This is a genomic window from Haloarcula sp. R1-2, assembly GCF_011627385.1.
GTDB classification, from domain to species: domain Archaea; phylum Halobacteriota; class Halobacteria; order Halobacteriales; family Haloarculaceae; genus Haloarcula; species Haloarcula marismortui.
The window spans coordinates 325,206-343,885 of sequence record NZ_JAANTG010000002.1 but is presented as its reverse complement, the minus strand read 5'-3'; the positions used below and the strand labels follow the sequence as shown (position 1 = coordinate 343,885).

Below are 18,680 nucleotides of genomic sequence, written 5' to 3'. Positions count from 1 at the left end.
ACAACCGAAAGGCGCCCTTACTTGCCCTGTGCGAGCGAGGCCAGCATCGCTTCGAGTTGCACACGCTCGTTCGCGCCGCGGGTGATCCGATAATCGGTTTCGCCGATGCGTTCGAGCACTCGGACGGCTGCGTCGTCGTCAATATCGAACTCCCAGATGGAGCGATGCAGTTGGTCGATGATGTCGCCGCCCGCAATGCCCTCTTCGGTCAGGAGTCTATCGAGGGTCGCCCGCGAGGCGGTGAAGTCGCCGTCCAGCGCCGACTGGACCATCGTCCGGATCTCTTCCGGGCGGGCCGTCGAAGTGATAGCGTACACTGCCGACTCGTCGACCGTGTCGCCGCTGACCGATGCAGCTTGCAGGCCGTTGATGGCTTTCCGCATATCCCCGTCGGCGGCGTAGACGAGTGCGTCGAGTCCGTCTTCGGTCAGTTCAATGTCTTCTTCGGCAGCGATGGTTCGGATTTCCTCGGCAACGGCGTCGTCTGCAAGCGGCGAGAACCGGAAGACCGCACAGCGCGATTGGATCGGGTCGATGATCTGGCTGGAGTAGTTACACGAGAGAATAAAGCGGACGTTGTTCGAGAACTGCTCCATCGTCCGGCGCAGCGCCGACTGGGCGTCGCTAGTCAGCGCGTCGGCCTCGTCGAGGAAGATGATACGGTACTCGACGCCCCCGAAGCTCGTCCGGGCGAAGTTCTTGATACGGTCCCGGACCACATCGATACCACGCTCGTCGGAGGCGTTCAGTTCGAGGAAGTGCTCGCGCCAGTCGTCGCCGTACAGTTCACGGGCGATAGCCGTCGCGCACGTCGTCTTCCCCGTCCCTGCCGGCCCGGAAAACAGCATGTGGCTCAGGTCGTTGCGCGAGACGTAGCTCTTGAGCCGCCCGACGATATTCTCGTGCCCCATCACGTCGTCGAGCGTCTGCGGGCGGTACTTCTCGATCCAGACCTCCTCGCGTCCCGCCCGCGACTCGGACTCGGCCTCACTCATGGACGATTGGAAGCGTGGGCCGGTCTTAAACCCCGCGAGAGTCGACAGTCTCAGGTGCATCGGCGGAGTACGGCCGGGTATGCACGTCACCGTCGAAATCGCCGGCGAAGACACCCACGAACTGGAGGTGGACGCGGACGCGACGTATGGCGACCTGCTCGCACCGGTCGACCTGAGCCCCCACGAGGTGTCAGTCCTCGTCGACGGCGAGCACGTGCCGACGGACCAGCCCGTCGAGCACGACCACGTTCGGGTTGTCAGGCTCATCAAAGGCGGGTGAGTCGCCGATGCGTGTCCGCGAAGCGACCGAGGCCGACCTGCCGGCAGTGATGAACGTTCTCGACGGCGCGGCGCTCGAAATCGGTGTGCCAACGGTCCGTACAGGAATCGCCGGCGACGGAACGCTCATCTCGGTTTCGGGTGGTTCCGGGGCAGACGCACCGCCCGAAAGCGACCGAATACTCGGCGCACTCGTACTCGATGACACTCACATCGACGCCGTCGCTGTCCGTCGCCGTCGCCGGGGACAGGGCATCGGGACGGCGCTCGTCGAGGCCGCACTCGACCGGCGGGACCGACTCACGGCCGAGTTTGATGCGGACGTGCGGCCGTTCTATGAGCAACTCGGGTTCGACGTGGAGCTTCTCGACGACGAGGGCGGCCGGTTTCGCGGGATTCGCAAGTAATCGTCCCGTCGGAGTCAGTTCTGACGACCGGTCAGTTCCTCGATGGACAGTTCATACAGCGTTATATCCATCTCATCGGTCGGCTCGTCGAACACCCGAATGGGCGCGTAGCGCTCGTTTATTTCGACGGCTTCGTAGGCCGGGTCACCGTCGGGGACAGCCGCTATCGGTCCCTTGGCGACGATGCTCCAGCCGGTCCACGCCTCCGCGTCCGGCGTCTGCTCCGTCTCCGTGACGACATACGTCGCCGTCTCGGTGGCGTCGAGGTACGCCGACTTCTTGCTCCCGCTTGTCTCGCCAAGGCGGAAGTACAGCGACCCGTCCTCGTAGTGGTGAAACACCGGGAAAGCATACGCGTCGTCGCCGTCAGCCAGCGCGAGCACGCCGCTCTCGCTCTCGCCAAGGCGGTCGCGGACGATGTCGTCAGGCATCCCCTCTGTGTAGGCGAACGCGATGTCGGTGTCCATGCGTCGACGACGCGTGCCGCGGGCTTAAACGAGGGGTTCGACCAGTTCCTGACCGGCATCGAGCAGTTCGCCGACCCGGGCATCGCTGCCGGCCTCGGCGTAGACGCGGAGCTTCGGTTCCGTCCCGGACGGGCGGACGAGCACCCACGTCCCGTCTTCGAGTCGGATTTTGAACCCGTCGACCGTGTTGATACCGTCGACGGCGACCCCCGCCAGCGTGTCGGGCAGTGCGGTTTCGAGGTCTTCGAGAACTGGCTCCTTGCGGTCGTCCGGGCAGTCGACGCTGATCCGGTCCTGATGGATTTCGCCGTGTTCGTCCAGCAATCTGTCGACACGAGCATCAAGCGGTTCCTCGCGCTCGGCGGCGGCGGCGGCCAGCGCCACCAGCACGCCGTCCTTGTTCCGCAGGTGGTCCGGCAGGCCGAAGCCACCGGATTCTTCGCCGCCGAACAACGCGTCGTGGTCAGCCATCGCCTCGGCGACCCACTTGAAGCCGACGGCGACCTCGTGGACGTCTTGGCCGTGGGCCTCGGCGACGCGGTCGACGATGCTGGAGGTCGAGACTGTCCGAACGACATCGCCCGTCCCGTCCTCAAGCAAAAAGTCGTACATCGCGGCGAAAAACAGGTTGGGGTCCAGATAGCCGCGGTCGGGCGTAACGACGCCGATGCGGTCGGCGTCGCCGTCGTTGATAATCCCCAGCGCGGCGTCGCCCTCGCTGACTTCGCCGACGAGTCCCTCAGCGTTCTCCGCCGACGGCTCGGGCGACCCGCCGCCGAACTCCGGGTCCTGTTCGCAGTTGAGACGAGTCACATCGGCCCCGGCCGCTTCGAGCAGGGCGTCGGTGACGCCACGGCCACTGCCGTATAGCGCGTCGTAGGCGACTGACAGGTCATCGAGGTCAGTGTCGACGAAGTCCAGCGCGTGGTCGTGGAACGGGCCAATAAGGTCTTCTTCCGTTCGCTCGCCCCACTCGTCTTCGGGGAGCGGGTCGAGGACGGCGAGGTTTTCCTCGAAGGCGGCCGTCCAGTCGGGGAGCGCCGGCGACCCGTCGCCAGGGATGAACTTCACGCCGTTGTACTCCGGCGGATTGTGGCTGGCCGTGATCTGGAGCGCCCCGGCCAGACCGCGGTCTTTCACCGTCCAGGCGAGGATCGGCGTCGGCGTGTCCCGGTCCGGCAAGAGCACGTCGAAGCCGTTCGCACGCAGGACGTGTGCGAGCTCGTCGGCAAAACCGGGCGAGGTCTCACGGGCGTCGTACCCGATGGCGACGGTCCCGCTCGCCCCGCGCTCGGCGAGCGTCGTGGCGACAGCCTGACCAACCATCCGGACTCGCGGTTTCGTGAACACGTCCAGCGTCGCCCGCCAGCCGTCCGTCCCGAAAGCGATTGCGCCTGCGTCGACATCCGCGTCGTTGTCCATATCCCGCGGTTCTCGGCCCCCAGACAAAAAGTCACGCCTCATCGGTGAGCTGTCACTTTTCCTGTTATTGACAGTGAGAAGTGAGCGGCGGGTCAGATATCGAACGCTACTTCGGCGTCGCTGGATTCGACGAGTCGTTCCTTCTCCGCTCTGGAGTACTGCTTAATCTCGTACTCACGGCTCATCGCGTCGGACTGTGAGTCAAATGATTCGACGTGAATCAGTTCGACCGGGGTTCTGCCGCGCGTGTACTTCGCGCCATCGCCGGCGTCGTGCTCTCGGACGCGGCGTTCCACATCGGTCGTGTAACCGGTGTAAAACGTGTTGTCGCTACAACGGAGGACGTACACGTGGTAAGGGCTCCGCGCGGTAGTCATCGCACGATGCTGGTGGCCCAGTGGGCCTCACACTTGTTGGGCGCGCTCTCTCGATACCTCGGCAATGCCAGCGTTTGCCGAGCAGTTGGGACACGCCCGGATGTGTCCACGTTCATCCGCGAACACTCGGGCGAACTGGTCTGAGACGTGCGCGCCGCAATGATCACATTCAGGCATCGTGTTCGTCGGCGACACCACCGCCGACGTATACGCGTACGCGCGTTGTTCCCATAGCTCTTTACCCAAATACTTGGGTATACCCGTGGCTGGCGAGGGTGGTTATTCCCGCGCATTGTCGAGCTGTCTGGCGATTAGGCCGGCCTGTGTCCCGGCGGTGAAGCCGGCGTCGATGTTCACGACAGAGAGTGCAGTGCAGGACTGGAGCAGTCCCGAGAGAGCGGCCTCACCCTCGCCGCCGTGGCCGTAGCCGGTCGAGACGGGCAGGCCGATGACCGGTACGTCGACGAGACCGGCGACAACCGTCGGGAGCGCACCTTCGCGGCCCGCCGCGACGATGAGCACATCCTGGTCCCGGAAGCCGTCGACCGCATCTATCGTCCGGGCAAGGCTCGCAACCCCGACATCGTCGATACGGGTCACGGTGGCACCCATCTCCTCGGCGATAAGCGCGGCCTCACCGGCCGGAACGGCGTCGGATGTTCCGGCGGTGACGATACCCACTGACGCGTCCAGCGACGGGCGCTCGAACGCGGGGGTCGTCGCGACCAGCCAGTTCGAGCGGTCGTCCCAGCGAACTGTCGCATCGGGGGCGGCTTCGTCCAGCCGCTCCCGAACGGCCGTTGCAGTGGACGTATCGAGTCGTGTCACGATAGCCCGGTCCGTCGTCTCAATAGCTGTTGCTGCCAGATCCGCCACTTCTCCCGGTGTCTTCCCGTCCGCGAGGACGGCTTCAGGAACGCCGGCACGGTCCTCCCGGGCGGCGTCGAACCGACCGGCCCCGCTGGTCGCGTAGCCGGAGAGCGCCGCCTCGGCTTCCGTCGGGGAGAGGTCACCCGCCGCAACCGAATCGAGTATATCGCGCATAGAACCCATTCAGTGGTACGGCCACTCCTATCCGTCGGTCCGAAACAGGCGTGTTGCTCACATCAGGGTCGGATCCGTGGGAGCGCGCGTGAGCGACGCTCGGCCGGAGTAACGCGACAATAGCCGTCTGGGGCAGACAAAAAGCGGGATTCTGATGGATTCTCGCGGACACAATCCCGGATTTATAACGGGTTATGTGTCGTATAATGCCTCAAACTGCCGGTAATAGGGTCGAGAGCGAACTAATTGGAGAAAGTATATAAGTAACCCCCGTCGATACCTCGTCTGTATGGCAGACCTAATCGTCAAAGCCGCCGTTAAAGAAGAGCTCAACGACATGAACGTAGCGTCCGACTTCTACGACGCACTCGACGAGGAAGTCGAGGAGCTGCTTCAGGACGCAGCCCGACGAGCCGACGAGAACGACCGGAAGACGGTCCAGCCGCGCGACCTGTAAGGTCGTTTCAAGCAGCGTATTTTTTTGACGCAAGCCGACCAGCGACAGCTATTTCGAAAGCGTTCGGACGGTGACGCCATCAGCAGTGCCGACGTGAATCTCGTCAGCCATACCGACGAACAGCCCGTGCTCGACAACACCGGGCAGCGCGGCGAGGTCGCTGGCGAGTGCGGCGGGGTCGTGGATGGAATTGAAGTCGCAGTCGAGCACGAGATTTCCGTTGTCGGTGACGACGGGGCCGTCCTTGCGTTCTGCACGGCGGAGTGTTGGGTCACCACCCAATTCTTCGACTGCCGTAACGACTGTCGAGCGGGCCATCGGGAGTACCTCGACGGGGACAGGATGTGAGAGTACGTCCGCCTCTTTCGTCGGATCAGCGACGACGAGGAAGCGGTCGGCGCTCGCGTCGACTATCTTCTCCCGGGCGTGCGCCGCGCCACCGCCTTTGATCAGGTTGCCGCTGGCCACCTCGTCGGCCCCGTCGATGGCGAGGTCGACCGACACGTCGTCGAGGTCCGCCAGCGGGATGCCACAGTCACGGGCCAGCTGGCGGGACTGAAACGACGTGGGGACGCCGACGACATCGAGGCCGGCGTCGACCGCCTGGCCGATAGCGCGGATAGCGTAGGCTGCCGTTGACCCCGTGCCGAGGCCAACAACTGTGCCGTCCTCGACCGCTTCGGCCGCTGATTCCCCCGCTGCCTGTTTCGCCGCGTCGGAGCCGCCCTGTTTCATGTGCGGTGGGTCGACAGACGTGGACAAAACGTTTGTTCTCCCGGCCGCAAGCGTTCGAATGGTCGACTGCACGTACTGTGGCTGTCCCGTCGAGAACCACGACCCCGTCTACGTCAGCGAGGCGCCCGACGGGAAGTCGACGACGCAGTTTTGCAACTACGGCTGCCTGTCTGCTCACATCGACGAGGCAGACCTGACAACCGGCACGACCTGTGAGTGGTCACCGACGCAGTAGCGGCGCGGTCTGTGGGTGGTCACCGACACAGCGACGGAGCGAGCGTCAGCACCATCGGTCCACAGTACCTGTCCGATGCCGGATGGATTTTAGGGGCGGCCCGACCCAGAGAGCAGTAATGACACAGTTCGGAACGAGCGGGATTCGGGGTCCCGTCGGCGAGACGGTCACAGCCGAGTTGGCGCTCTCGGTGGGGCGAGCGCTTGGCATCGACTGCGAGCGGGTGGTCGTGGGCCGGGACCCGCGAGCGAGCGGCGAGTACCTCCAGACGGCGCTGGTGGCCGGGCTTCGGGAGAGCGGCGTCGACGTGATAGACCTCGGCGGCGCGGCGACGCCGACTATCGGACGGGCGGTGGCGTGGCAGGATGCCGACGCCGGCGTCGCAGTGACAGCGAGTCACAATCCGCCAGAAGACAACGGTATCAAGCTCTGGCAACCCAGCGGCCAGGCCTTCGATGCGGACCTGCGAGCAACGATCGAACAGCGACTGGACGAGGATGCGTTCCAGCCAGCGGCGTGGGACGAGAGCGGGGGCCTGGTGTCTCGGGATACCAGCCAACGCCACGTCGACGCGCTGGTCACGGAAATCGGTGAGCGAAACCTCGATAGCCATGTCGTCGTCGATCTGGGCAACGGCGCGGGTCGAGTCAGTGTCGACGCGCTTTCGGCGCTGGGCTGCTCCGTCGAGACGCTCAACGGCCAGCCCGACGGCGCGTTCCCGGGTCGGCCCTCGGAGCCGAAAGCCGAGAACTGCGAGTCACTGGCGACGCTAGTGGCCGAATCCGACGCCGACCTCGGCATCGCACACGACGGCGACGCCGACCGGATGCGGGCGGTTTCGGCCGACGGGACCTTCCTCTCGGGCGACGTGTTGCTGGCCGTGTTCGCCCGTACTGCGGCGTCACCGGGCGAGCGGGTCGCCGTCCCGGTCGATACGAGCCTCGCCGTCGAGGACCACCTCAGCGATATCGACGTGGCCGTCGAGTACACCCCGGTCGGGGACGTGTATGTCGCCGAGGCCGCGAGCGAGGACGGGGTCGCTTTCGGCGGCGAGCCAAGCGGTGCGTGGATCTGGCCCGAGCGGACGCTGTGTCCGGACGGTCCGCTGGCGGCCTGTACCGCCGCGGCACTGGACAGCGAGCGCTCGCTGGGCGACCGGGCCGCCGACGTGCCGGAGTACCCCATTCGCCGGGATAGCGTCGAAACCGACCAGAAGGAGACTGTGATGGACCGCGTTCGAGAGACAGTGACCGACGCCTACGACGACGTGACGACGCTCGACGGTGTCCGCGTCGACCTCGGCGACGCGTGGTTCCTCTTGCGGGCCAGCGGAACCCAGCCGCTCGTTCGGATCACCGCCGAGGCCCGCGACCCAGACCGTGCTGACGCGGTGTTCGAGGAGGCACGGGCGCGCCTGACAGACGCAGTAGTCTAGAGCCTGAAACAGGAGTCCCGGCAAAACAACGGTTGGTAGCGAGTGCAGCCGGCGAGGAAAACGTCCCCGCAACCGTCAGGTCACAGGGCGGCAGTTCCTGATCGGTTCTATCCGCGACGTGTGGACCGGGCCTCACGGACGTCTGCCCCGTCGCGAATCTTGTCCTCGCACTGCGGACAGACCCTGGGCTTTTCGACCCCGTTCGGCGTGAACACACGCGCGTAGTCAGCCGTTACAAAATTACCGCAGTTCTGGCATTCCGGCATACAACCCTGTATGTGGGTTATACCCTCTTAATTGTTATTGGTCTGGTAAGTGTTCGCATACGAGGTGTTGGCGGCGCTACCGGGTGAAAACGCCATTTCGTTCGAAAGAAGGAAACGCCACCGACGGACACACCGGCCAGTGGAGTGTCGGTCAGTTGCCACAAACTCATCGAAGGAGCGCCAGATTCGGGACGGAGCGTGTCCGGTTACGCCTCGAAGGTACTGGTAATGGTTCCGTCCTCGGACAGTTCGATGACACCGTCGAAGAGCTCCCGGAACGCCGCGACCGTCTCCTCGTCGTGGACCTCGTCGGCGAGGTGGAACATCCCGACAGCGTCGTACTCGTCTAGCAGGTCGAGGATGTCTTCGACGGCCGAGAGCGCGCCGTCCTCGTCGGCGTAGTAGATGAGTTCCGTCAGCGAGTCGAAGGTCACGCGGAGCTTCCCGTCGTGTTCTTGCAGAAAGGTCTCGGCCTCCGAGACAATCCCGGAGAGGTCGTCCGGCGCGGAGACGTATCGGACGCCTTCGGACTGGCGACGGGTGTAGCCGCGCTCGACCGACAGCGTGTCGAGGATGGTCGCTTTGGACTCGTCGACCTCGTAGTACTCCAGTTTCTGTTTGACCTCCCGGGCGGTGGTCCGGGTCGAGATGACGAGCATCGAGTCGGTGTCGGTCGCAAGGAAATCCGTGTCCAGTCGGTCCGTCTCGCCGGTACTCGGATGCAGGAGTAGTACCCCCGTGCCACCCGGAACGGTTTCCGGTGCGTTGTCGATAGCCAGCGTATATTCCATATGCACATCAAGGAGAGTGGAACCCAATTAAGTGTGCGGGTCCCGGTTAGAACACGCTGTCCGCCGTCGCAGCTCCAACGACGCTGAAAATTGCACCGACAGTGATGGCTTTCAGGGTCGTCAGGGTGACCGCCATCGGCGTCGGGTCCAGCAGAATCCCCCCGTTGACGAGGAACGTGTCCGGGGCCGTAAACGCCATCGCGAGAATGGCGACTGAGCCAAACGCCACGAACATCAGTGAGACGAATCGGACCGGAATACCGGCCACCTCCGCCTCAGTGTCCACGTCGCGGTCGGCGTCAGCTTTGTACAGCGCCCCGTAGCCGATAGCGAACACGATACCGACGACAAGCACTGCGTGATACCAGGACATATTCTCAGCAAGGACCCACACCTCCTCTGTCACGACGAACGGCCCCGCGAGCAGGAACCCCCCAACGAGTTGCTGGGCAGTGTCCGCGACCCGGTATCGGCGTCGACCCATACCGGGTTGCTGTCCCGTCAGCACGAAAGTCTCCCGGTCTGTCACTGTCCGACAGGACCAATGTCCAGTCGCTACGGAGCGGTTCACAGCTTCCCTTCTCGTTTCAACTGGACCGAAAATGTGCCGCTGTCCCTCGGTTTCCAAGTGAAGAAAGGGGGTACAGCGGCTGTGAAGGGACTGAAAATCGCGACATCATCGGCTGATTCGGGCCGTGAATAAAAGCGTTTCGTCCCTCAGCCGACAGGTCAAGCGGGCCGGGACAGCTTACGTCGTCCGGAAGGCCCGGTCACCGGCGTCGCCGAGCCCCGGAACGATGAACCCGTCCTCGTCGAGTTCGTCGTCGATAGCGACGCTGATGATGTCAGCGTCCGGCTGCGCCTCCGAAACACGGACGATACCCTCTGGCGCGGAGACTGCGGCCAGAACAAGCAGGTTCTCCGGCTCTGTCTTCTCCGAGGTGATGTAATCGAGCACCGTGGCCATCGTCGACCCGGTGGCGAGCATCGGGTCCGCGATGATGACGGTGTCGTCTTCGGTGATTTCGGGCAATTTGACGTATTCGACGGAGATAGGGAACTCGCCGTCGTCGTTCATTCCGGCTTCCTCATCACGGCTGGCGGAGATGACGCCCTGTCTGGCGCGGGGGAACGCTTTGAGCAGTCCTTCGACAAACGGCGTCGCGGCGCGGAGGACGTTGACGATGACCACATCGTCGAGTCCTTTGACGCGTTCCCCCATCGTCGTGGTTAGTGGCGTCTGGATTTCCGTGTACTCAGTTTCCATCCGCCCGTCAATGATTTCGTAGCCACAGATACGGCCGAGGCGGACCAGTCCCTTCCGGAACGCGACCTGTTCGGTCTCGACGTTTCGTATCCGAGTCAGTTCATCTCGCGCCAGCGCGTGCGTGACGACAGAGGCGTCGCCGCGCTGTTCGATTGGCATATCGTGCCCGTTGACACCCGATGGCTTAAACGGTTCTCACTCAGGCCGGCTCGGCCGTGCCTGACCGTACCGCAGGGTCACCGCCGCGCTGGCGGTTCTTTGCCATGAGGAAGAGGAACAGCGCGAGACCGACGCCGCGGAGCACAACGTCGAGCAAGAGCGTCATCTCGCCGCCGCCGAGGCCGATGAGGCCGAGGATGTCGTACACGCCGGACACTGCGAGGCCGGGGGCCATCAGGAGCAGCGAACTGAACGCGAACGCCGCCCGCTCGCCCCGGGAGACCGGCGCGTACGCGAACCCGATAACCGTCGCGGCCAGCGCGACGACGCCGAGGAAGACGCCGATCACAGGTATCAGGATCTCAGGGATAGCGTAGCCGACATCCAGCAAGTCTGCAGCCTCAACAACCCGATATTTGTCCCCGACATCAAGGTTGGCAGCGTCAGGGTTGCGCCGAAGCAGAATGATGCCCGGCGTGACAATGAACGCGAACGGCACAATTGCCTTGTTGAGCGAGAGCGAAAACGCCTCGATGCCGGTCTCGAAGGCATCGGACTTTGCGACACCGGAAGCGGCGTAGGCAGCCACTGCGACCGGCGGCGTGATGTCGGCGATGACGCCGAAATAGAGGATAAACAGGTGCGCCGCGAGCAGCGGGACGCCGAACTCGGTCAGCGCCGGCGCGAGCAGGGAGACGAGGATGATGTAAGTCACCGTCGTCGGCATCCCCATCCCGAGGATAATCGAGGAGAATGCGGTGACGAGCAACAGCAAGACCAGCGAGCCGCCGGCGACGGCCGTGATGAGCGAGACGAGGTTCGGGCCGAGGCCGGAGACGCTGATGACGCCCGGAATGATGCCGGCAGCGGCGACCGCGATGACGACCGGGACCGCGGTTCTGGCCCCACTCTCCATCGACTTCCCGACGAAGACACCGAGCCTGTACAGTCCGTTCGAAGCCAGCTCTGGACGGCCGATAGCATCGGACGTCGTTTCGGCGGCATCGTCGACGGCATTGTCGAACGACAGCAACGGCGAGTCGAGTCTGGGTCGGGTAATCAGCGTGAGGACGCCAGCGAGAATGATTAGCGTGCCGACGTTGCCGAGCGCCGCCGAAAACGCGGAGCCAAGCGGCTGTGAGCCGGGCAGTGCAAGCGCACCCTCCGCCGTCAGGTCTGCCGCGACAAGTCCATCAATACGACTGAACAGCGCCGGGAACGCTGTCGTGGCCTGTACGAACCGATTGAACAGGTATCCGAAAACACCGACGCCAGTGAGGGACTGCGTGAGCGTTGTCAGTCCGAACAGAGACGCGAATGTAATTCCGAGTCGGGCACGCGTCTCGTCGCCGTAGGCCGCGACGAGCGTGATGAGCGCTCCGATTGCGATGAGTGTGAACCACGCCGAGCGGGCGACAGACAGCCGCTCGATGATGAGGTAGTACAGCAAAAGAACGAGCGGGACGAGGTAGAACCAGCCGCTACGGAGGTGGCTACGGATGTTCACCAGTTCCGAAGAGTCGAGGCCACCGATATCCTCCTTGACCGCCTCGAAGTGGACCATCACCCAGACACCGAAGAAGAAGACGATAGCGGGAATCGTCGCGACGACGATGACATCAGCGAACGGCGTCGCTGTGTACTGGACGATAAGGAATGCGGCGGCCCCCATCACCGGCGGGAGAATCTGGCCACCCGAGGAGGCAGACGCCTCGACGCCGCCGGAGAACTCCGGCGAGTAGCCCGACCGCTTCATCAGCGGAATCGTGAACGCGCCGGTCGTCACCGTGTTCGCAATGGAGGACCCGGAGATGGTCCCCATGAAGCCGCTGGCGAGGATGGACGCCTTCGCCGGGCCACCCTTCCGCGTCCCTGTCGCACCGTACGCAAGGTCGATGAACCACTGCCCCGCGCCGGACATTTCGAGGAACGCGCCAAAGAGGATGAAGATGTAGATGAACTGCACGGAGACGGTGACCGGAATTCCGAACACCCCGTTTTCGGTGTTGTACCAGAGGTTCTGGATGATAGAGGGCCAGGACAGTTCCGGGATGGAGAGCACGCCGACGTAGGCGGCGTCCTGTGGGATGAGGACACCAAAGCGGGCGTAGACGACGAACGCCGCGACGATGACCATCAGCCAGAGGCTGATGGCCCGGCGAGTCGCTTCGAGGACGAGCAGGACGCCGACCGCGCCGAGCACGAACGCGTAGGAGGTATCGGCGAGCGGCCCGAGAAGCCCCGCCATCGGCTCTAGGAAGGTGAACACTTCCTGAATCGGTCGGCCGCGTTCGAGTCCCAGCGCACGCATTCGCTGGATCTCGTCGAAGTCAGTAACGAAGTACGCGGCCGACAGCACCGACAGGACGATAAAAACGAAATCCGAGGGTGTCACGCGGTCCATCTCGGCGTCGAGGAACGCCCAGGCGAGGGCGTCGCCGATAGCGTGAACGACGCGAGACACCGGATGCTCCGCGCCGAGTTTCTCATCGACCAGCGACCCGAGCGCGATACAGCGCCGGGAAAGCGGGCCGTCGCCGGTGCTGCCGGGATACAGCAAGAACGTCAGAATGAGGCCAAAAGAGACGTGGACAGCGTTGATCTGGAGGAGTTGCAGTGACGCGAACACGACATCACCGACGCCGGGAAGCGAAATCGAGAGGACGAAGCCTTTCGCCGCGAGCCACATCTGAAACACCGAAAACGAGATGCCGATGAGCGCGACGAGGACAACTGCCCACCCTGTAAGGGAGCGTTTCCGCTCTATCTCCTGCAGTACTTCGTCAACTTCCTCGTCCGATACGGCCTCCCCGTCGTCGTCAGATCGTGTGTTTTCAGTCATGTGTTGAGCTGGTCTGTCGCAGCACCGAACGACGAGCGCTGGGTCACATAGAGGTGGACCGAGCGGCCGTTGGTGCGGGCTACCAAGTCGTAGGTTTCGGCTCCGACGTGAAGTTTATGTCCTGCAACATCACCGGGAGAGACTGTCACGCGCGTATAGTTGCCCGGGGGGTCGAAGACATACATCCCATCCTCACGAGTGACGTTGGCTCCACTCGGGAGCCCCCAGCCGAACGATTCGAACTCCATACGGGTCATCTCAAGATGGTCGCCACGGACTGTGTACTCGTCGTAGACACGCGTTTTTTCGACACTGTGCATATATTCCAGGGCCACGGTCGTGCCGTCCTCAACCGAGACCGTTAGATACTGCTCACCGGTCTCGGCGTCTTCGACGACCAGTGCACGTCCGCCGGGGAGCGCTGCTACAGTCCCGATGAGGAGGAGGGCACCGAGCACCGCGATAGCGACGTATCGTCGTCTCATTCCAGTTGGTGAGTAATAGAAGGTGGTTAGTTAACGATACGGATAGCGTCAGTCAGCGGCGTTACGCGTCGAAGTAGGCCGCTGCGCCGGGGTGGAGTTCGATGGACATCCCGTCCTGAGCGGAGTCCGCGCTGATGAAGTCCGTCTTGATAGAGAGGTCGTCGACGTTGTCGAAGATGGCCGCGGTGACCGACTCGACCGTCCCTTCGGGCTGTTCGGCGTTCGTCGCAATCATCGCCTGCACAGCGATTGTTTCGACAGCCTCGTCGACGCCGGTGTAGGTGTCGGCGGGGATGGTGTCGTCAGCGAACCAGGAGGCGTCCTCCTTCGCTGCGGCACGGTTGTCGCCGGAGATTGGGACGATGACGAGGTCGTTGGTGTTTGCGAGGTCCTCGATTGCGCCGACCGGCCAGCCACCGACGACGAACGCGGCGTCGATGTCGCCGTTCCGGAGCTGGTCGGCAGCCTGAGAGAACGAGGCGTTCTGCTCGGTGTAATCGGAGATGCCGACTGACTCCAGAATCTGGTTCGCGTTGACCTGGGTTCCGCTCCCGAGGTCGCCAGTGTTGATCGTCGCCCCTTCGAGGTCGGAGAGTTGCGTGATGCCTGTGTCCGCGAGGGTGACGACCGTGATCGTTTCGGGGTACAGGGTCGCAACGCCCTGGAGGTTCTCGACGGCGTTGTCCTGGAACGCATCGATGCCAGTGCCGTTCTTTGCGAACGAGGCGATATCGTTCTGGATGAGCGCGAAGTCGGCGTCGCCGCTGGCGAGGCTGCCGACGTTTTCGACGCTCGCACCGGTCGACTGGACGTTCAGCGTGAAGTCTGTGTTGTCCTCTACGACCGTCTTGAACTCGTTCGAGAGCGGGAAGTAGGTGCCACCGGTGCCGCCGGCGTGCCACGAGAGGCGGGTCTCGGTGTCGCCTTCGGTCATTTCGCCCTCGGTCATGTCGCCACCCTCGGTCATGTCGCCGCCCTCGGTCGTTTCGCCGTCGCCACCGTCGCCGCCGTCGCCGCCACCGCCACAGCCGGCGAGAGCTGCGACACCTGCAACGCCTGCTGTCTTGAGGAACCGCCTACGTGTGGAGTTGTTAGTCATACGTATGTCTACGTCACACGGGGTATTCAAGAATGTTAGCTAGTATACAGTCGCTATTTGACTATATTGTGCGATAGCGTGTGACAGAGTATTTCACCGGACGGAATAGAGATGGGAAAAGACGGACAGGCAAAGTGTTCTATTTTTCGAGAATTTCAGCTCTAGTTATATTTCAGCAAACAACCGCCACGTCAGGACCCGTTACGCGGACGTCTCGATACCAAGCTCATCGAGAAGCGTGCGGGCAGCTGCAGCCGAGGACGGTGGGCCACGAGCCGTGATGAGGTCACCATCGACCGTGACGCTGGTGTCGGCATCGAGTTCGGCGTCCCAGTCCGCACCGACAGCCTTCACTTCGTCTTCGACCCAGTACGGGAGCTTCCGGCCGTCGGGGAGCAGGTCGTTCTCGTCGACAATGCCTTCCTCCCAAGCGTTCGGGAAGCCGGTGACCGAGCGGCCGTCGGCGAGGAACTCGCCGTCGCTATTGCGGGTGAAGGCCAGAATCCCGACCGTGTGACAGACGACGAGTGCCTTGCCGTCGTCGCCGGCGACGCTCTCGCGCAGCAGTTCACGGGCGTGGACATCCTGCGTGACGTCCCACTCCGCGCCGTGGCCGCCGGGGAACACGACGGTGTCGTAGTCCTCGGCGTCAGCCTGTGCCAGCGGAATCGGGTTGTTCAGGCGCTCGTCGGTCTCGTGGACTTCCCGAACGTGTTCCGAGAGGTCTTCGCCGACTTCTTCGGGGTCGACGGAACGTTCGTCAAGCACCGGCGGCTCGCCGGTCGGTGTCGCCACCGTAATATCCAGACCGGCGTCTGTAAGAGTTGTCAGCGGCTCAATACATTCTTCGCCCCAGTACCCGTGTTCGCTTACGACGAATAGTGCGGATGACATCAAACTACCATTCGCGTGCAATCCTTATAAGCAGCCGTTCGGTGTTGAGCGAAGCGGGGCGAGCGGGAAGACCGCTATACAGTAAGAATGCGTCATTTATACTCCGATATCAAGGGCTGGGGAGGGGGCTCGCGGGAGAGTATCACGGCTGCCGCCACGGCGGAAACGTTTAACCCCACTGAGCAGCAATCCGGTGTGTATAGATGGACAGCCCACTGCAGCAGGTCCCGCGGCTGTCATAGACCGATCTATTATACCATGGCAGACATCGAAGAGAGCGTTTCAGGATTCAAGACGAAAGGCGGCTGGGTCGACGTCGTCGAGCACGGCGAGCGCATCACGCAGGCGCTGAAAGACATCGCTTCGGGCGAGACTGTCGACGAGGACGCCCTCAGTGAGTTCGACGAATGGCGACCCAAGAGCCACGAGCGACTGGACGAGGACGTCAACGAGAAAACCGCTGACCAAGCAAGCGTCGACGAGGGCAAAGGCGAACAGGCCGGCAAGGGGCCGGACGAGGACCTCCAGACCGCCGGCGAGAAACTCAGCGAGTCCTACGAGAACCTCGACGAGCCGGACGAGGCGATGGAGCGCTGGAGCGAGTCCGTCGACTACGTGGCGCGCGCGGCTGACTCCGCCAGCCGGAAAGCCCTGCGAAAGGTCGAGGACACCGTCTACCGCAACGTGATGACCCAGATCGCGCCCTATTACTTCGACAACGACCTCATCAGCGCGAACCTCCGTCGCGTCGGCGACGAGGAACGCCCCGAGTACGTCTTCGAGGTCAACGTCAACGACGACGACCTGAAGATGCGCGTCTCGAACAAGCTCGCGGACTTCGAGCAGGCCGTCGACCGCTGGCACGTCGACACCGAGAAAGTCACTGAGGCTGTCGAGGCCGCTGAGGGTGTTGATGCGGTCGAGACGGGAGAAGAGACCGATGCGAAGACGAACTAAGCTCGCCGCTGGGCGAGCGGCATCGGCTTCCAGCATCGTCGACGCAAAAACGAACTAAGCACGAGCATGGCCGCACAGACGGTTAGATAGCGTCGTCAGGGTCGTGTTTTTCCGCCATCCGCGTCGCTTCGGCAGCGTACTGCGCCTGCAGGTCTTCGTCGTCGACGGACCCGAGGTTGTCCGGGTCCGCGTCGACAGCGGCCGTGGTCTCTCGCACGTCGGAAAACGAGGTCAGGGCGCGCTCCTTGCGGAAGTACTGTTCGCCGTCGGGCGTCGCGTACGTGAGGATGATGAGGTTCTGTTCGTCGTCGGAGTAGGTTCGTTCGACCAGCCAGACGCGGACAGTCTCTTCAGTGGCGGACATACGGGAGCGAACCACGCGCTGCCACCTGAACGTTTGCCCGTGAGGCCCGCGTCAGTGTCGGCAGTCGGCCTCACAAGGGCGCGCGAACGGTAGGCTCATTGCAGGGCGGGGCAAACGCCGTGACAGATGGTCGCGACGAGTACGATTGTGACGCTTGTTATCGCGTCAGCCGCGAGTCTGTTTATGGCCTGGGCCATCGGTGCTGGGTCGTCCGGGTCCACACCGTTCGCGCCGGCCGTCGGGGCGAACGCGATCTCGGTGATGCGGGCCGGGTTCTTTGTCGGCATCCTCGGGCTGGCCGGCGCGATCCTGCAGGGAGCCAACGTCACAGAAGCCGTCGGGAGCGAGCTCGTGCTGTTCCCGAGCGGCGGCGGCCTGTCGGCTATTGCCGCTATCGTCGCCCTCCTCACTGCGGCGGTGCTGGTCGCCGTCGGTATTTTCACCGGCTACCCCATCGCGACAGCGTTTACCGTCACCGGCGCAGTGGTCGGCGTCGGGCTGGCGATGGGCGGCCAGCCGGCGACAGCAAAGTACATCGAAATTGTCTCGCTGTGGGTCCTCACGCCCTTCGTCGGCGGGGGTATCGCCTTCGGGACGGCGTGGTCGCTCCGGCACGAGGCCACGACCGAGGAACGGCTCGTGCCGCTGCTGGGCGGGCTGGTCGGTGTGATCTTGGCGAACATCGAGTTCGTGCTGCTGGCACCGGGTAGCGAGCAGGCCTCTGTGGCCCGCGCCGTCGCAAGAGCGGCCGGGACACCGATCTTCCCGTCGATGGTCGTCGTGACGCTCCTTATCGGGGTGCTCGCAGGGGGACTGCTGTATCTAGATATCAGAGCGGACGCGGCCGCCGGGCAGCGGCACTTCCTGCTGGTGATGGGCGGGCTCGTGGCCTTCTCCGCCGGCGGGAGCCAGGTCGGGCTGGCGCTGGGACCGCTGGTGCCCCTGCTCGGCGAGGGGCCGACGGCGGCCATCCCCATCACCGGCGTTCTGTTGTTCGGCGGCCTCGGCCTCCTCGTCGGGTCTTGGACGGGCGCGCCGCGGATGATCAAAGCGCTGGCACAGGACTACTCCTCGCTTGGGCCGCGGCGCTCCATCGGCGCGTTGATTCCGAGCTTCATCATTGCGCAGGCGGCCGTTTTCTTCGGCATTCCGGTGTCGTTCAACGAGATTATCGTCTCGGCTATCGTCGGCTCTGGCGCAGCCGCCGGCGGTGGCGAAGTCAGTCGGGAGAAGATGGGGAAAACGGTGCTTGCCTGGATCGGGTCGCTGGCGCTGGCGTTTGCGCTAAGCTACGGGCTCTTCTGGATTATCGACGCGGCACTCTGACCCGGTCAGCGACCCCAGACGTAGCGACTGACGGCCTCGTCAATACGGGTCGAGAGCCGGCCCATCCAGACCTCAGGCGAGACGCGCTCAATGTCCTGCTGGTCGACCTCGATTCGGTCGTCGCCGAAGGGGTCGTGGGGTTTTTCGCCCTCGTTCTCGTCGACGGCGTCGACGACGACACTCATCGAACACCGGCCACAGGCCTCAGTGTCTTTCGCCATGATTGTTAGTGATTAATTTGGAGGCCAGCGTCAAAAACCTGCCGCGGCGGTCGTGTACGGCCCGTGGACGACCGTCGGCTGACCGACGCCCTTAAGACCCCGACACGGCATCGCCATGGTATGACCTACCGCGGCAGGGGACCAGTACGAACTGAA

General features: G+C 63.6%; 22 protein-coding genes. 7 read left to right on the top strand and 15 right to left on the bottom strand.

Annotated elements, in window-relative coordinates:
- Positions 1 to 17: 17 nt before the first annotated feature.
- Positions 18 to 995, bottom strand: a complete 978-nt coding sequence (locus G9C82_RS09845) for a replication factor C small subunit (protein WP_121302232.1) — start codon at positions 993 to 995, stop codon at positions 18 to 20.
- Positions 996 to 1,074: 79 nt separating this feature from the next.
- On the opposite strand from G9C82_RS09845, the gene G9C82_RS09840 reads away from it, so the two are divergent.
- Both G9C82_RS09840 and G9C82_RS09835 read left to right on the top strand, forming a co-directional pair.
- Positions 1,075 to 1,275 carry a ubiquitin-like small modifier protein 2 gene (locus G9C82_RS09840; protein WP_004959591.1) on the top strand — a complete coding sequence of 67 codons (201 nt, stop codon included), beginning with the start codon at positions 1,075 to 1,077 and terminating at the stop codon, positions 1,273 to 1,275.
- A 7-nt stretch (positions 1,276 to 1,282) separates the two neighbouring features.
- Entirely contained in the window at positions 1,283 to 1,681 is a 399-nt protein-coding gene (locus G9C82_RS09835; protein WP_127013997.1) for a GNAT family N-acetyltransferase, read from the top strand.
- Positions 1,682 to 1,695: 14 nt separating this feature from the next.
- Here the strand turns inward: G9C82_RS09835 and G9C82_RS09830 are convergent, their stop codons facing one another.
- The 4 genes from G9C82_RS09830 to larB form a co-directional block, all read right to left on the bottom strand.
- Positions 1,696 to 2,148, bottom strand: coding sequence for a pyridoxamine 5'-phosphate oxidase family protein (locus G9C82_RS09830; protein WP_007189489.1), 453 nt, complete (start codon positions 2,146 to 2,148; stop codon positions 1,696 to 1,698).
- Between the two features lie 24 nt (positions 2,149 to 2,172).
- Complete coding sequence (locus tag G9C82_RS09825; protein WP_127013996.1) at positions 2,173 to 3,570, bottom strand: phosphoglucomutase/phosphomannomutase family protein; 1,398 nt, start codon at positions 3,568 to 3,570, stop codon at positions 2,173 to 2,175.
- A 92-nt stretch (positions 3,571 to 3,662) separates the two neighbouring features.
- Positions 3,663 to 3,947: a GIY-YIG nuclease family protein gene (locus tag G9C82_RS09820; protein WP_174789919.1), complete on the bottom strand. Its 285-nt coding sequence runs from the start codon at positions 3,945 to 3,947 to the stop codon at positions 3,663 to 3,665.
- 279 nt (positions 3,948 to 4,226) lie between these two features.
- A complete protein-coding gene (gene larB / locus G9C82_RS09815; protein WP_004959610.1) occupies positions 4,227 to 4,991 on the bottom strand; it encodes a nickel pincer cofactor biosynthesis protein LarB in 765 nt (254 codons plus the stop codon).
- A gap of 289 nt (positions 4,992 to 5,280) precedes the next feature.
- Between larB and G9C82_RS09810 the strand changes: the two genes are divergently transcribed.
- Positions 5,281 to 5,448, top strand: coding sequence for a hypothetical protein (locus G9C82_RS09810; RefSeq protein ID WP_004517708.1), 168 nt, complete (start codon positions 5,281 to 5,283; stop codon positions 5,446 to 5,448).
- A 48-nt stretch (positions 5,449 to 5,496) separates the two neighbouring features.
- Here G9C82_RS09810 and rpiA read toward each other — a convergent pair whose 3' ends face one another.
- The gene (gene rpiA / locus G9C82_RS09805) at positions 5,497 to 6,183 is read right to left on the bottom strand and encodes a ribose-5-phosphate isomerase RpiA (RefSeq protein ID WP_004959615.1); all 687 of its coding nucleotides are present in this window, start codon (positions 6,181 to 6,183) and stop codon (positions 5,497 to 5,499) included.
- 58 nt (positions 6,184 to 6,241) lie between these two features.
- Between rpiA and G9C82_RS09800 the strand changes: the two genes are divergently transcribed.
- Both G9C82_RS09800 and glmM read left to right on the top strand, forming a co-directional pair.
- Positions 6,242 to 6,418 carry a hypothetical protein gene (locus tag G9C82_RS09800; RefSeq protein WP_394343576.1) on the top strand — a complete coding sequence of 59 codons (177 nt, stop codon included), beginning with the start codon at positions 6,242 to 6,244 and terminating at the stop codon, positions 6,416 to 6,418.
- Between the two features lie 118 nt (positions 6,419 to 6,536).
- Positions 6,537 to 7,853, top strand: coding sequence for a phosphoglucosamine mutase (gene glmM, locus G9C82_RS09795; protein ID WP_127013994.1), 1,317 nt, complete (start codon positions 6,537 to 6,539; stop codon positions 7,851 to 7,853).
- 472 nt (positions 7,854 to 8,325) lie between these two features.
- On the opposite strand, the gene G9C82_RS09790 is transcribed toward glmM, so the two are convergent.
- From G9C82_RS09790 to G9C82_RS09760, 7 genes are all read right to left on the bottom strand, one after another.
- The gene (locus G9C82_RS09790; protein ID WP_007189494.1) at positions 8,326 to 8,910 is read right to left on the bottom strand and encodes a hypothetical protein; all 585 of its coding nucleotides are present in this window, start codon (positions 8,908 to 8,910) and stop codon (positions 8,326 to 8,328) included.
- A gap of 46 nt (positions 8,911 to 8,956) precedes the next feature.
- A complete protein-coding gene (locus G9C82_RS09785) occupies positions 8,957 to 9,394 on the bottom strand; it encodes a DUF2391 family protein (protein ID WP_127013993.1) in 438 nt (145 codons plus the stop codon).
- A gap of 264 nt (positions 9,395 to 9,658) precedes the next feature.
- Positions 9,659 to 10,336: a uracil phosphoribosyltransferase gene (gene upp / locus G9C82_RS09780; RefSeq protein ID WP_004517702.1), complete on the bottom strand. Its 678-nt coding sequence runs from the start codon at positions 10,334 to 10,336 to the stop codon at positions 9,659 to 9,661.
- A gap of 40 nt (positions 10,337 to 10,376) precedes the next feature.
- Positions 10,377 to 13,178: a TRAP transporter fused permease subunit gene (locus G9C82_RS09775; protein ID WP_127013992.1), complete on the bottom strand. Its 2,802-nt coding sequence runs from the start codon at positions 13,176 to 13,178 to the stop codon at positions 10,377 to 10,379.
- Positions 13,175 to 13,663, bottom strand: coding sequence for a DUF1850 domain-containing protein (locus tag G9C82_RS09770; RefSeq protein ID WP_004959634.1), 489 nt, complete (start codon positions 13,661 to 13,663; stop codon positions 13,175 to 13,177). Before G9C82_RS09770 ends, G9C82_RS09775 begins: the two co-directional genes overlap by 4 nt.
- A 61-nt stretch (positions 13,664 to 13,724) precedes the next feature.
- Complete coding sequence (locus G9C82_RS09765; protein WP_004959637.1) at positions 13,725 to 14,762, bottom strand: TAXI family TRAP transporter solute-binding subunit; 1,038 nt, start codon at positions 14,760 to 14,762, stop codon at positions 13,725 to 13,727.
- Positions 14,763 to 14,963: 201 nt separating this feature from the next.
- Positions 14,964 to 15,656, bottom strand: coding sequence for a type 1 glutamine amidotransferase domain-containing protein (locus G9C82_RS09760; protein ID WP_007189498.1), 693 nt, complete (start codon positions 15,654 to 15,656; stop codon positions 14,964 to 14,966).
- A 258-nt stretch (positions 15,657 to 15,914) separates the two neighbouring features.
- Between G9C82_RS09760 and G9C82_RS09755 the strand changes: the two genes are divergently transcribed.
- Positions 15,915 to 16,613, top strand: coding sequence for a DUF5828 family protein (locus tag G9C82_RS09755; protein ID WP_004959646.1), 699 nt, complete (start codon positions 15,915 to 15,917; stop codon positions 16,611 to 16,613).
- An 82-nt stretch (positions 16,614 to 16,695) separates the two neighbouring features.
- Here G9C82_RS09755 and G9C82_RS09750 read toward each other — a convergent pair whose 3' ends face one another.
- Positions 16,696 to 16,977, bottom strand: coding sequence for a hypothetical protein (locus G9C82_RS09750; protein ID WP_004959649.1), 282 nt, complete (start codon positions 16,975 to 16,977; stop codon positions 16,696 to 16,698).
- 126 nt (positions 16,978 to 17,103) lie between these two features.
- Here G9C82_RS09750 and G9C82_RS09745 point away from each other — a divergent pair, with 126 nt between their 5' ends.
- Positions 17,104 to 18,303, top strand: coding sequence for an inorganic phosphate transporter (locus G9C82_RS09745; protein WP_007189500.1), 1,200 nt, complete (start codon positions 17,104 to 17,106; stop codon positions 18,301 to 18,303).
- A 5-nt stretch (positions 18,304 to 18,308) separates the two neighbouring features.
- On the opposite strand, the gene G9C82_RS09740 is transcribed toward G9C82_RS09745, so the two are convergent.
- Positions 18,309 to 18,524, bottom strand: a complete 216-nt coding sequence (locus tag G9C82_RS09740; RefSeq protein WP_007189501.1) for a hypothetical protein — start codon at positions 18,522 to 18,524, stop codon at positions 18,309 to 18,311.
- Between the last annotated feature and the right edge of the window lie 156 nt (positions 18,525 to 18,680).